This is a genomic window from Microcoleus anatoxicus, assembly GCF_042465725.1.
GTDB classification, from domain to species: domain Bacteria; phylum Cyanobacteriota; class Cyanobacteriia; order Cyanobacteriales; family Microcoleaceae; genus Microcoleus; species Microcoleus anatoxicus.
This window is the reverse complement of record NZ_CP120853.1, coordinates 3,347,655-3,361,867: the sequence shown is the minus strand read 5'-3', so window position 1 is coordinate 3,361,867 and position 14,213 is coordinate 3,347,655. Positions and strand designations below refer to the sequence as shown.

10 protein-coding genes and 1 pseudogene are annotated in these 14,213 nt (G+C 44.0%); 5 read left to right on the top strand and 6 right to left on the bottom strand.

The features are described 5' to 3' along the window. Window position 1 precedes the first annotated feature (1 nt). Window positions 2-190 (top strand): DUF6888 family protein, encoded by a 189-nt coding sequence (locus P2A85_RS14395; RefSeq protein WP_340521564.1) that lies wholly within the window; start codon window positions 2-4, stop codon window positions 188-190. Beyond that, complete coding sequence (locus P2A85_RS14390; RefSeq protein ID WP_340541248.1) at window positions 177-392, top strand: DUF6887 family protein; 216 nt, start codon at window positions 177-179, stop codon at window positions 390-392. Before P2A85_RS14395 ends, P2A85_RS14390 begins: the two co-directional genes overlap by 14 nt. A gap of 59 nt (window positions 393-451) precedes the next feature. On the opposite strand, the gene P2A85_RS14385 is transcribed toward P2A85_RS14390, so the two are convergent. Together P2A85_RS14385 and P2A85_RS14380 are read right to left on the bottom strand one after the other, a co-directional pair. Next, the gene (locus P2A85_RS14385) at window positions 452-2,044 is read right to left on the bottom strand and encodes a DGQHR domain-containing protein (protein WP_377473204.1); all 1,593 of its coding nucleotides are present in this window, start codon (window positions 2,042-2,044) and stop codon (window positions 452-454) included. Between the two features lie 87 nt (window positions 2,045-2,131). Beyond that, window positions 2,132-2,716 (bottom strand): annotated as a pseudogene (locus P2A85_RS14380) (DNA sulfur modification protein DndB); the annotation flags it as partial. 175 nt (window positions 2,717-2,891) lie between these two features. Here P2A85_RS14380 and dndC point away from each other — a divergent pair. Next, complete coding sequence (gene dndC / locus P2A85_RS14375) at window positions 2,892-4,550, top strand: DNA phosphorothioation system sulfurtransferase DndC (RefSeq protein WP_377473202.1); 1,659 nt, start codon at window positions 2,892-2,894, stop codon at window positions 4,548-4,550. Window positions 4,551-4,731: 181 nt separating this feature from the next. Then, window positions 4,732-6,462 (top strand): NAD(P)H-quinone oxidoreductase subunit 4, encoded by a 1,731-nt coding sequence (locus P2A85_RS14370; protein ID WP_371114608.1) that lies wholly within the window; start codon window positions 4,732-4,734, stop codon window positions 6,460-6,462. A 56-nt stretch (window positions 6,463-6,518) separates the two neighbouring features. Here P2A85_RS14370 and P2A85_RS14365 read toward each other — a convergent pair whose 3' ends face one another. The 4 genes from P2A85_RS14365 to P2A85_RS14350 all read right to left on the bottom strand — a co-directional run bounded on the left by P2A85_RS14365 (window position 6,519) and on the right by P2A85_RS14350 (window position 12,300). Continuing rightward, window positions 6,519-8,150 (bottom strand): NB-ARC domain-containing protein, encoded by a 1,632-nt coding sequence (locus tag P2A85_RS14365; RefSeq protein WP_377473200.1) that lies wholly within the window; start codon window positions 8,148-8,150, stop codon window positions 6,519-6,521. Between the two features lie 122 nt (window positions 8,151-8,272). Beyond that, entirely contained in the window at window positions 8,273-9,130 is an 858-nt protein-coding gene (locus P2A85_RS14360) for a DUF1361 domain-containing protein (RefSeq protein ID WP_377473198.1), read from the bottom strand. A gap of 84 nt (window positions 9,131-9,214) precedes the next feature. Further along, window positions 9,215-10,240 carry a sensor histidine kinase gene (locus P2A85_RS14355; protein ID WP_377473196.1) on the bottom strand — a complete coding sequence of 342 codons (1,026 nt, stop codon included), beginning with the start codon at window positions 10,238-10,240 and terminating at the stop codon, window positions 9,215-9,217. After that, complete coding sequence (locus P2A85_RS14350; protein WP_377473194.1) at window positions 10,225-12,300, bottom strand: PAS domain S-box protein; 2,076 nt, start codon at window positions 12,298-12,300, stop codon at window positions 10,225-10,227. The genes P2A85_RS14355 and P2A85_RS14350 overlap by 16 nt, the downstream gene beginning before the upstream one ends. 253 nt (window positions 12,301-12,553) lie before the next feature. On the opposite strand from P2A85_RS14350, the gene P2A85_RS14345 reads away from it, so the two are divergent. Next, window positions 12,554-13,921 carry a TldD/PmbA family protein gene (locus P2A85_RS14345; RefSeq protein ID WP_371123412.1) on the top strand — a complete coding sequence of 456 codons (1,368 nt, stop codon included), beginning with the start codon at window positions 12,554-12,556 and terminating at the stop codon, window positions 13,919-13,921. Window positions 13,922-14,213 lie beyond the last annotated feature (292 nt).

Genomic DNA, 14,213 nt, shown 5'->3' with positions numbered 1-14,213 from the left:
AATGCCTACTAATTACCAGCTAGAGAGTTTATATCGCATCTGTTATCAATTAACCTATACAATGCTTCAGCCCATCCATCTTATTTGTGTTGACGATCGCACTCATAACGTGTACATATTGGCTGGGTACGATGAAGAGCTTGAGTTCCAAATTTTACCCAATGGGGAGTTTGCTGATGAGCCAAGTTAACTATAATGCAATGTCGAATACTGAATTGAAACAGTATTTTCTAAAACATCGTGGAGATAGAGCCGCTTTTCAGGCGTACTTAGACAGAATCAATCAGCATCCGCTGAGGATTATTGCAAGTCCCGGCGATCCAGATTTTGATGAGAAAGTTCAAGCTGCAATCCGTCTAAAATTAGAAGCAGCAAGAAATAGCAGCACTTAGCAATCTAAAAAATCACCTGATTCTAGATTGTAGATGTGCGTGCATCTGCGGAGAAAAAATCAACTCAGTATCGGTGGCAATCCCACCTCTTGCGGCCGCACAAATTTGCTATTAAAACTAATCGCTTTACCCTCAAAAGTTCTCGCTTGGGCCACCGCTTGCCGCAAATGAGCTCTATCCATATCGTCCTGAATTCCCGCTACCAAATATACAATTAGCTTCGCCGCTAAATCCTTCCCAGAAACTAGCATTCGCTTTTTATTCGGATCGTACAAAATGCCATACCACGCAGACTCAGGATTGTCCATGTGGCTGAATCCTTCATCCACATCGAATCTGCGCAGTTTGTCAAAAATTGATTTCAGTGACAGTTTTTTTCTAAAAGTGAGAATTCCTAAAGCATTAGCTAAGGCAATTTGACCGACTGGACGAAACAAAATATTGCCCTCTCCCCCTGGCTTTTCAAAACTAAATCGGCGTAATTCTGCTGTTTCTTCGCCGCTTTCAATTCTTTGATAGCTTGGCAAAGTTGCTAAATAATCGAACAGTTTCTTAAATTCTTCAATCCCCTCTTTCAATTCATCATCTTCGGGACGCATGGGAATCAAACCTTTTTTTTCCGGCTTCCAATGAGGGAATTTGTATTCTAAATACCGTTCAGACATATCTTGCATGGCTTGCAATGTGGTTAACACAGTTGATTTGGCTGCGACGGTGGCGCTGTCCCAATTGACGCGGGGGTTTCTGCTATCTTGCTCTTTTAATAAAGGATGGGTGACGGCAATTTTGCGGGCGCAGATTGCAAATCCATTGTCCTCATTTAGTAATGCTAATTGACCCTGACTCAGCGTCACCGCCATTAAGTTAACGTGCACGAAGATCGATCGCACGCGCCGTTGTGCTTGCTGTCGCGTTTCCCCAGCCACCACGGCTGGAATAAACTCAATGCCGATTTTTTCCTGGGCTAAATCGCAGACTTTTTCGGGGTCTAGTTGATATTCTTCGGCTAAATCTTCGAGGGTAATTGCCGCGCCGACTGGTTTTTTGTTTTTGTTATATCTTTGCAGGATTCCGGTTTTAATTAAAGTCATCAAACCTTGAACTCCCATCAACCGATGCTGGCCGTCTAAGGCAAAAATTGAAATTTTTTGAGAAACATTCAACAGCCCTAAATTTTGGTTTTTATCAAAGGATACGAATTCCGCAGCCGATTTAGTTGCGACTTTATTTTTATCCCATTCATCGGCTAGAGGATTGTCTACCCACGGGGGACTGATGACCACTAAAACTGCGGGAAATTTGTGGGATTTGCGGGCGGCTAGATATTGAGTGAGGGCGGCTTGGCGGGACCAATCTAGGGGGCGTTGGATGATTTCATCGATGGTTTCGTCGTCGCGGAGGATGTTGTTAGTTTGGAGGTCGAATTTTTGGCGAAAAAGTGGCATTTGGGATGCGAAACGCACGCGGGAATCTAACCATTCTAGGGTGACTGAACCGATGTAGGCTTCGCTGTTTCCCATCTGGGTTTTTAGGACAAAAATGCGATCGTCTTTTCCTAGGTAATTATCTAATAACAGTGCGATTTCTTGGCGATCGCTATTTTCTTTTTCTAATATTTTATTAACAAGCTCATACGCTGGATTAGTGTTCATCGGCGGTTTTTATATAAATATGGTATTTTTTCAAAAAATATCACGTTTAAATTTTTGTGTCAATGGTTGTTTTTTAAAAAATATTGTGAAATACTTAAGTAATGATTTATCCAGTTGTCTTGTCTGCGCCATATCTCGAAAATCTGCCTGACACTGGTTAAAGTCTTCCTCTAAAACCAGCGTAATAGGGAAATCATTATCACCTATTAACTCGCCGGCAGCACTTTCAATTAACTCGTGAATAGCGCGCTTGCGATGCTGTCCATCAGTAATATCTAACTTAACGCCACGAGGAATAACTACTAGACAAATCCCCCGACCTAATTCTATAATTTCAATCTTTTGAGGATCGACATTTGCTGTCAGTGTCCCCAAAATCCAGGGTTGATCATTTCTAGCGCGTTTAAGAATATATTGTTTTATGTCCTCAGCATGACCCTTTACCTCTGGACGATTTTTACCAGAATCAGGATCATTCCCAGTTGAGGGTTTTGCTTGGAGGAGGGTAGGTAAGTGATTAGCCGGGATATTTATTTGCACCATTTTTCGCTTTCCCTGCTGGAAAATTAGCCCTGGATAGCAATCCTTACGGTGGTACTTGGCCAAGTATGGAGCAAGTAACTCATCAATTCGTGGAGCTGTATCGGACTCAGGAGGGTTATTGTCAGACATATAAGTTAATTAAATTTGCGTAGAGACACAATTTTACCTCACCAACCATATAAATGTAAACTAATTACGGATACTATTGTGTACCATTTACAAGCAACCAAATAAAAAAATATGGTTCTAGCGAGGAGCGCATCTTATCGTAAAATATTAATATAGACAATAGGAGATTTCAGAAATGATCCAAAATAAGCAGATATCATTATTTCCAAGTCGTACCCTTACAGAATTAATAGAAGATATAGAAATGCTCACTGAAGAAATTCAAAACTTATATTGTCTTGACGAAATTCCTTGGGTGATTGGATATAGTGGGGGAAAAGATTCAACGGCAGTATTACAGCTAATTTGGAATGCGATTGCCAAGATTCCACCGGAAAAAAGAATCAAGAGAATTGATGTCATTACAACAGATACTCTAGTAGAAAATCCGATCGTATCTACATGGGTTCGTAAGTCTATTAAGCAAATGAATATTGCAGCCATAGAACAAGAAATGCCCATAAATACTCATGTGTTACAACCAGAGTGGACAGATACTTTTTGGGTAGGTTTGATTGGCAAAGGATACCCAGCACCCAGAGGTAAGTTTCGCTGGTGTACCGATCGCCTAAAAATTTCTCCATCTAACCGTTTTATTCGTAATGTTATCCGAACTAGCGGGGAAACAATACTTGTATTAGGGACTCGTAAAGCTGAAAGCACAAAGCGTGCTCATAGGATGAAAAAAATGGAAGCCCGACGGGTACGCGATCGCTTAAGCCCTAATATGAACTTACCAAACTCTCTGGTTTATAGCCCTATAGAAGACTGGCGTGATGATGAAGTTTGGCTGTATCTGATGCAGTGGGACAATCCTTGGGGATACAGCAACAAAGATTTGTTCGCTATGTACCGAGGCGCTAGTGCTGATAATGAATGTCCCCTAGTTGTCGATACTTCTACCCCTAGCTGTGGTAGTTCTCGTTTTGGATGTTGGGTTTGTACGATGGTAAGTCAGGACAAATCACTAACAGCGATGATTCAAAATGATGCAGAAAAAGAATGGTTGCAACCTCTCTTAGATTTTCGCGTAGAATTGGATGTTGAAGATAGTCGCGATCGACGTGACTTTCGGCGACGAAATGGAAATGTTCAACTGTATGAGCGTAATGTAGAGGGTGAAATAGCTATTGAGCCTATTCCGGGCCCTTATAGTAAAGAAGCACGGGATTATTTACTGACTCGACTTCTTTCTGTTCAAACTGAAATTCGTTCTAAAGCACCTGAAGATATGCGTGACATCACTTTGATAAGCAGCGAAGAACTTAGTGAAATCCGCCGAATTTGGCTGGAAGAAAGACACGAATTCGATGACTCTTTACCCCGCATTTACGAAGAAGTCACCGGTCAACCCTTTGAAGACAGTCGCCCCGCCGCCGAAAGAAAACTCCTCGGTAGCGACGAATGGACTGTGCTCGAAGAAATGTGCGAGGACAAAATGCACCTGGAATTAATGGCAAAACTCCTAGACACAGAACGCCAATATTACACCAAAACCAGGCGTCATGGCATTTATGGCGATTTGGACAAATGCTTTGAAACCAGTTCGCGCTCTAAAGAAGAAGCCATTGGTAACGCCCACTATCAAAGGAATCTGAAAAACGCTGTCGAAGCTGTCAAAGCAAATCCGACTCTCAATATTCAGCTAGTAAAAGATGCGATCGCCCAAAGCAATATTTCTGCAACAGAGGATACCGTTAATGTTGCCAAACTGAAAGAAAAGCTCGAAAGCAGCACCAACCAAAGTAGGCAATTGTCTTGGGCGGATATCAAATTTTCACCCCCAAATCCCTAAAGTAGAACCAAGAATCCCCGCGCCTCAACGCGCGTGGGGAGTGTCTACTTGACTTTTGTCGCAATTGGTGATATGACAACCCCCCATGGGTGTCATAAAAAAAAATATCAATAAATATTAAATTTTTATTAAATTTTGTATTATAATCTTAGTCATCTTCCAGTAAGTATTTATTCCCATTATGATAGCGGATCAATTTCCTTGGCTGACCGCGATAGTCCTGTTACCCCTCCTAGCTTCCGTCGCCATCCCTTTTCTACCCGATACAGGGGGCAAAACAGTTCGGTGGTACGCCCTAGGCGTCGGTTTGGCAGACTTTGTACTCATGTGCTGGGTGTTTTGGACCCATTACGATCCCACAATCTCTACTTTCCAAATCGTAGAGCAATACCCCTGGATACCTTCTCTGGGTCTCAACTGGTCTGTTTCGGTTGACGGATTGTCAGTACCCTTGGTACTGTTGGCTGGACTGGTGACGACTCTCTCAATTTTTGCAGCCTGGGAGGTCGATCGCAAACCCCGACTTTTCTACTTCCTGATGCTGGTGATGTACTCGGCACAGATAGGAGTATTCGTCGCCCAAGACATCATGCTACTGTTCATTGTCTGGGAACTAGAACTAATTCCGGTTTACCTGCTAATCTCGATTTGGGGCGGACAAAACCGTCGCTACGCAGCCACCAAATTCTTGATTTATACCGCTGGCGCTTCAATTTTCATTCTGGTAGCTGCTTTAGCAATGGCATTCTACGGCGGAGGCAATATCACCTTCGATATGGTAGAACTAGGCTTGAAAGACTACCCCCTGGGTTTAGAATTACTGCTTTATGCGGGATTGTTGATTGCCTTCGGCGTGAAACTGGCGATTTTCCCCTTCCACACTTGGCTACCTGATGCCCACGGCGAAGCATCTTCTCCCGTGTCCATGATTCTGGCCGGTGTGCTGTTAAAAATGGGCGGATATGGCCTGATTCGTCTGAATTTGGAACTGCTTCCTAAAGCTCACGTTTACTTTGCACCGATTCTGGCCGTGCTGGGCGTAGTTAACATTATCTACGGAGCACTGAATTCCTTCGGCCAAACCAACATGAAGCGCCGCCTAGCGAATTCCTCTATTTCTCACATGGGATTTGTACTCCTGGGTATTGCTTCTTTCAATGACTTGGGAATCAATGGTGCTCTGTTGCAAATGATTTCCCACGGTTTAATCGCCTCAGTATTGTTCTTTCTGGCCGGCGTTACGTACGATCGCACCCATACCATGATCATGGATGAAATGGGCGAGATTGGTAAAGTCATGCCCAAAGTATTTGCCTTGTTTACCGCAGGCGCTATGGCTTCCTTGGCACTTCCCGGTATGAGTGGTTTTGCTAGCGAACTTTCGGTATTTGTCGGTGTGGCAACTAGCGATATCTATAGCGATTCTTTCCGGGCTGTGATTGTCTTCCTGGCGGCGGTAGGACTGATTTTGACACCGATTTATTTGCTCTCGATGCTGCGCCAGCTCTTCTATAATTCTGGAGCAGCAGCCGCTTGTGACATCGAGGATTTAGATTTGCAAAATCAGAGAAATAATCTGGATGAAGCGGTTTGTTTCGGTAATAGTTGCGTTTTGCCTGCGGATGCAGTATTTATCGATGCTCAACCTCGCGAAGTGGCGATCGCCTTTTGCTTTTTAATCCCGATTGTTGGCATTGGTTTCTATCCCAATATGGCGATGCAAGTTTATGATGCCAAGACTGTGGCAGTGAATGCAGAAGTCCGGGAATCTTACATCCAAATCGCTCAAGAAAATCCTCGGATTTATGCGAATCAACTTTTGGTTCCCAAAATTGCCCAGGCTCAAACAGCTCCTGCTTTGGTTAAAATTACAGGTTCTGAATCAGCCTCAGTTTTGGGTATTGTCAAATAATCCAACTCTGTGACTGTGAGATACCAGACTGCTTCACAAAGTCTGGTATCTCAGTTTTAAGACTCAGTTTGTGCCATAATAAGCGCCATATTTTCTCTAACATATCCCACTTCAAAAGTCGATTTCTCTGCCAGCAAAGATGCAAGTTTGTTCAGGATATTTAAAAGTTCTTCATCTCCTTGAGTTTTCTGACACAAAACTTGCAACCGATTTTTTACCATTCTGAGAATATAACTGGTTGCCTCGTATTTCCCTACTTTTTTAGCAAAATTTATGCTAAAATCATAATCTTTCAACAACCGCATATTTTCGATTTTTTGCGTCTTAATCGTCTCCAAAATCTCATATTTAAGCTTTTCTACTAACCTATCGGCAACATATTTCATCATCAAAGGCTGAAGCACAAACACTGTTTCTGTACCCTGATGGATTTTTTCAATCAACGAGCGGCGGCTCAAAGAATCGAGATTTTTCACTAAATCAGAAAAAGAATACTTAGCAAAAATTTCCTGTCGCAAAGTTCCGAGGGAAACCGGAGTTTCCGCAATAGTCAGCCAATAGGTAATCTCGGTTTCAGCAGTAGACATTCGCTCTAACTGCTGCGCGATTAGATTGCTAATATGTTCTTCAATAAATAATGCCGTTGCTTCCAAAAAACTACCAACATTCCCCTCGAAAAAATCCAGAATCGTTGTGGCTACAATCTTAAATGCTAATAGATTTCCTCCGTAGCGCCCTAACAAAATTTTCCACTCACTATTTTTAGCAGATAAACCTTTTTCTTGAAAAATATTCTGGGCAATTTCCAGGGAAATCTCTGGTTTGAAAGAGCGTACTTTTTCCCCAGCTAGCAAAGCGATTTCTGTAGGTTCTTCTGCACTAATTACCAGCAGACAGCTACGGTGATTAACCTCTGATATCCGCACAATTAAATCTCGATATTCCTCCCAACCCTCTCGGTAATGTCCTGCTAGTTCTTCCGGCTTCAGCACGGCTTCAAAATCGTCGAAAATCAGCAAACATCGGTGCTGGCGCAAATACTCAACTAGCAGGGAAATTTGACCGTTGATGTTGTCGTTCTCTGGTGGTAAATCGCTTCTTTGGTGGTTGGAAAAAAATTGAATTAAGTTGGTGAGAAACAGTTGAGGAGTCGGGTGCGATCGCCAAGAGCGCCAAACCACAAAATCAAACTCATTCTGGATCTGTGAGACTAATTTTACTGACAGAGTTGTTTTACCGCTACCAGCCAAGCCCAACAACGCCACCAGCCGACAATTATCTGAGACAATCCACTGCTTTAAAGTGTTTAATTCTTGAGTCCGTCCGTAAAAAACCGTAACATCCGGTGCTTCGCCCCAATCTTGTTGTCGGTGTGCGATCGCCATTTTTGATAGGCTTCCTTTACCTGTGGGACTAAAATCCCTGAAACCGAGTTCCTGATGGTATGACAACAGTAACTGATGCCTCAATTCTGACAATTTTCCCGGGCCCTTTCCGCCAATTTGAAACTTTTTGTAAACCTCGCCTAGTCTTTTGCGAACTGCGATGTCGCTAATACCAAGCTTGGTGGCGATCGCGGCCGTAGTTTGACCATCGAGAGCCATAAACACAGTTTCTAACTCGGCATCTGTGACACCGCGCTCCTTGGCGATCGTTTGCACAAAGTTCTGAGGAATCTGAGTAGTCAAGGTAGGAATCTCGCCCATGCTAAAATATATACATATTATTATATTGTGTTACCTTCTTTTAGAACCCCGACTTGCCAGAATTAGTCGGGGGTTTAGGTCCGAACGCATCTCAAATCTTCTATCTAAAATCTCACATCGATGGGTTCGGAAGAATTACCGCTGGCACCGGAAAACTCTGACTGGGATTGATTCGGGTAAAATCGCTGGCTAATCCCCAAAGTAATTTGCTTCATCACCCAATACAAACTAGCAATTACTACAAAAGTCGCAGCAATTAATAAAACCGGACGTTTCCCCATCAAATCGTTCATCACAGTATTAACTAACGCATCGGGATTAGTAATGATATCCCAACTGTTGAACCGGATAAATCGCCCTAAATAAATGCCGATCGCCGAAAGTGCGTGTATAGTTAACTCTGCTACTAGGACAAATTTGCCCCAACCCTGTTGGCTCAAATAGTAACCAAAACTCATCACCGACAGCACGTAAGCCTGAACCCCTGCGATCGTAAACACCAAATATTGGGGAATCAAAGCTAGAGTCACCACCCACACCGAGTGTCCCTGTTTAATCTGGTCGATCAAATGGATGATATCAGTTAAAACATAGGGCGCATTGGGCAAAAAGGCAATGAATGCCAAAAAACCACCCCACCAGCGGAGAGAACGCACACCGCGCTGTCGCAGTACCCAGATATCTACAGCCATCAGTGTCAGCGTAATCGCGATCGCCCCCAAAACGTAAGTTTTGCCCAAATCATGGACAATGTACTTCAGATGTAAAAAAACCAGGGATAGAGAGGGCAAAAAAGTAGCCCCCAGCAGAAAACTTGTCCCCCACATCAGCCAGCGCGATCGAGGTTTGCGAAACAGCCAAAAACTCAGCGCTAACGGTACTAATGCTAAGAACAAATTCCAAGACATCCATCGGACATTGTGTCCCATTGACTGCAACGCTTCTAGGAGCAATCCCATCATGTCAAATTTCCTAAAAATAAATGGTTCAATGCAGCACCGCTTCGCCAGCAGCTTGAATCTATTTTAATCGCTTATTGTTTTCGGTCAATTGGGCACCAGACTAATGGGAATTGAAATCCTAAAAGTTGTACCGCGTCCTATTTCTGAAAAACACTCTATTTGGCCTTTGTGCTTCTGAACCACAATCGAGTGAGAAATCGACATTCCCAAGCCCGTACCTTTTCCCACTTCTTTTGTAGTATAAAACGGATTAAAAATGCGATCGATCGTCGTCTGTGGCATTCCCGTACCATTGTCGGAGATTTCCACCGCTATCATATTCTCACCAATCACCTCAGTGGCGATCGCAATTCTGCCAGGATTTGCCTCCGCTGCCGCCACAGAGAACTTTTGATACCGTTCCTCGATCGCATCAATGGCATTAGCAATAATATTCATAAATACCTGATTCAGTTGGCTAGGATAACAATCCACCAGTGGTATGTTGCTGAATTCATGAATTATATTAATTTCCGGCCACCCATTAACCCCCTTCAATCGGTGCTGCAAAATTAACAAAGTGCTGTCAATTCCTCCATGAATATCCACTGGCTTCATTTCCGATTCGTCCAGTCGCGAGAAATTCCTGAGCGACAAAACAATTTGCCGGATACGTTTTGTTCCTACCTCCATCGACCTCACTATTTTATTTAAATCTTCTGAGACAAAATCTAAATCCATTTCTTCAATTTTATCAAGGATTATAGAATTAGGCTCTGGATATTCTTCGGCGTACAAATCGACCAATTCCATTAACTGTTTCGTATAATCCTCGACATATTTAATATTGCCATGAATAAAGTTAACCGGATTATTGATTTCATGAGCAATCCCAGCAACCATTTCACCCAAAGAAGACATTTTTTCCGTTTGAACTAACTGACTTTGAGTAGAGCGCAATTCCAACAGCGCTTGTTCGAGTTGTTGAGCTCTTTCTCTTTCTCGTGCGTCACTTTGGCGCAGTGCTTCTGTTCTCTGTAACACTCTATGTTCTAAGTTTTCATTCAATTGTTGAAGACTCTCTTCTGCTTGTTTGCGCTCGATGGCAATTCCTGCTAAATTTTTGACCAAATCTCTGAATTCAAACTCAAATTTTTCGGGGTATGTGGCTCAGTATAATACATGGCAAAGGTTCCCAAAAGCTTGTCGTTAGATGATAGAATAGGAGTAGATGAACAAGCTCTCAGTCCAAAACTTAAAGCAAAATCTCGATAATCTTCCCACAACGGATCGGTGGCAATATCTGTAACAATCACAGACTCTTTCCGATAGATAGCAGTGCCACAGGAACCGACATTGGGACCGATCGCCATGCCCTCAATAGCAGCATTGTAACTCTCAGGTAAACTCGGTGCAGCTCCGTTCACCAGGTGTTTGCCATCTCGATCTAGAATCAATATCGAACCCATGACATCTGGACATTGCTGCTCGATAATTTTCACTAAGGCATTTAAAGTATCGCCCAGAGGCGCACTTTTAGCAATCATTTCTAATATTTGTTTTTGGGCGGCTAACCAACTTTCACCTTGCTTGCGCTCCGTAATGTCACGGGCTACGCACAGAAATGTGTTTGACTGCATAGGTGAAATAGTAGCAGCAAACCAGAGGTATTTGTCTCCTATAGGTAAGCTGTATTCTAGTGAATTGGTTTGTTTGGTTTCGGCGGTGAGTCGAATTTGATTTAGGAAAAAATCTGCTATTTCTGGTGGCATAATCTCGGCGATAGTTTTGCCGATAACTTCCGTCGGTGGTTTGTACAAAAGGCTGGGATTTGTCGGCGCAATTTTGAGGTATCTTCCCTCTATATCAATTACAAAAATGACATCATTCATGGCGGCAAATAAAGCTCGCAGTTCTGCTTCAGAATCTTGTAAGGCGATTTCAGCTTTTTTGCGATCGCTAATATCAGTTCCAATACACAACATCCCTCTCAAACGGCCTTTCCGATCTCGCAAAGCTTGATTTCGCCACGCGATCCAAACTCTTTCTCCATGACGGCGGATCTGTTCATTCTCCTGAATTGTAAAGTATCGATTCCGGTGTAGCAGGAATTCCCGCATCATGGCAGGGAGTTGATTTTTCGACAAAGTTGTCTCCGATATCAGATTCCAGAAATCATTTTTGCCAATAATTTCGGCTTGTGAATACCCAAAAAAACTTTCAGCAAACTCGTTCAAAAAAGTAACATTTCCCTCACGGTCTAACTGCACAATAATGCAATTGGCATTCTCTACCAATTGCCTGTATTTAGCCTCACTTTCTCGCAGCTTTGTAGATCCATACACCAAACTAAAGACCACCACAGAGCTCACAACTGCCAGCAAACCACCACCAGCAAGCAGCAACCCCCGCTGTGGCGAATTCTGGGGCCATCCCCCCAGGGGAATGGCGACTAACTGCCAGGAACCGTTGGGCAATGTCACTTCCAGCAATACGGGTGCTTGCTGGAAAATTGCAGAGTCGCCAAAAAACACTTCCCCGGTCACACCCCTGCCATCTTTGCCTCGCAGAGCGTATTGTAGCTGGGCAGAATGGTCTTTGATCCCTGCCTCTTGGAGGAGGGTATCTTCGTCGATGAGAACCCCTGTTAACCCCCAAAAATCACCGCTTTCTGGATCTGCGCCCGGTGGTGTCAGAAAAATGGGCGATCGACTGACAAAGCCCACATTCCCCGCTAATAATTTCACAGGGCCCGCCAGTACAGTTTTGCGAGTCGCGATCGCCTCTTCGACCATTTTTCGTTGCTGAGGTACGGTAGTCAAGTCCACCCCGATCGCCGATTCATTTCCTTCTCGCGGATACATATAAGTGATGATGGTCCCTTTCACTAAACCTATACTGCGAATGCCAGTTTGGTTTGCCAGCAGAATTCTCCCGGTAGCTGCAAACTCCTCTTCGCTGATGTTTGGGTTTTTGGAAAGATCCGCCACCAAACCGCGCATCAAAAACAGCCGTGAGTTCAACTTACCTTCGAGATTAGAACGAATTGTGCTGAGTTGATTGAGAGTAGTAGCACGGTTTTCCAGTAAAAACCGCTGCTGTTGAGATCGATCTAAAATGCAAACTCCGGCCACAATTGCTACTGCTGCGGTAATTGCGGCTAAATACGGTGAAATTTGCCAATTTTTCATCCTCAAGTCAGGCATTTCTGTCTAATTTAATGATTTTTTTCAGTCTTAAGATAGATTTATTTTAGTCGGATCTCGCTAATTGGCTTCCATTCTCCCATTCTCCGCCTCTTCCACTCCCTCCCTAACCAACACTTTAAATGCGTAGCTGCCAATTTACCCTTGGGGGCGATCGGCTTTTAGTCGATTCAGCGGATTAAAATAAAGTTAGCTATTCTTTACAACGCTAAGGCGACTCACTCCTAGGGACAAATAGATGCAGGAACAATTGATGGAAGCGATCGCACCCTACCGCGATCGGGTAGATTATCTAGAAGTTCGCCTCGAACAAAGCGAGTCAACAGCCATTAGTTTTCGTGGGCCTCAGTTGGATGCTGTCAACCGCAGTTTTAGCCTTGCTGGTGGTATCCGCGCCTGTCACAAAGGTGGCTGGAGTTTTGTCACTTTTAATGGTTTGGCTGAATTAAAAGACCGTATTGAAGAAGCTGTAATTCAGTCTCGCTTAGTAGGTAGCGAAAAAACTATACTAGCAGATGTCACCCCGATTCAAGATTATGTAGCGGTGGAATTAGGTAGCGATCCTCGCTCCATTACTTTAGCCCAAAAGCGACAATTGCTCGAATCTTACAACCAATTGTTATTAGATTATGACCCGCGGATTCAGACTACAATTGCCGGTTATAGCGATCGATTTGGAATTACTTATTTTGTAAATTCCCAAGGCACTTCCATCGCTCAAGAGCGATTGGATGTCACCGGACGTTTTGGCGCGATCGCCCGTGGTGACGGCGGCATTGTCCGCCAAGGGTTTGAGTCTATTCATTCGCGATCGGACTACAATGTCTTGACAAATATTGAAGATCGTGTTAAGAGTGCGGCCGTTCGAGCTGTCAGTCAACTAGAAGCAAAATCAGTCAAAGGTGGCCAGTATCCAGTCATTTTAGACCCTTATTTATCAGGGGTATTTATTCACGAAGCTTTCGGCCATTTATCGGAAGCAGACGGCATTTACGAAAACCCCAAAATGCAGGAATTGTTGACCTTGGGTAAACCAGTCGCCATCGAACAATTGAATGTCATCGATGATGCCACATTACCAGGATTACCGGGAACATTGAAATACGACGACGAAGGCGTACCCGCCCAGTGCAAGCATTTAATTAAAAATGGGGTGTTAACCACTCGAATGCACAATCGGGAAACTGCCGGCAAAATGGGCGAAAGTCCCACGGGAAATGCGCGGGCTTTGAGTGCTACTTTTATGCCCTTGGTACGCATGACTAATACGGCGATCGAATCTGGAGAAAATTCTTTTGATGACATGATTGGTGACATCGCGGAAGGAGTTTATGCAGTGCGGATGCTGGGAGGACAAACCAACGGTGAGATGTTTACCTTTGCAGCGGCTCAAGGTTACATGATTCGCGACGGCAAATTAGCAGAACCTGTGAGCGATGTCACCTTAAGTGGTAACGTATTTCAGACGCTCAAGGATATTGAGGCGATCGGAAATGACTCAGTTTATGCCTACGGCGGTTGTGGTAAAGGCGGCCAGGGCGGCTTACCAGTCAGTGTCGGCGGCCCCCATTTACGGATTAAAAATGTGGTTGTCGGAGGCAGATAATCCTGAATAACTCATAAAAAACCCCGGTTGCTAAAAAGCTTGCTGTATCAGCATTCTTCACCTCGATCTTCTTCCTTCCCCCCTAGGGGGGGCAGGGGGGGGTGACTTCTTCCTTCTTCCTTCCCCCCTAGGGGGGGCAGGGGGGGGTGATATAAAATCCTCTCTTCATCGTCCTGTATTAAACTCTCTCTTCTCTTGCTTCGCGTACTTCGCGCCTTCGCGGTTAAATCATTCCGATACAACCCACATTCCGCACCCCCAACTGGCACATACGCGAATTGAGGGGGTAAAA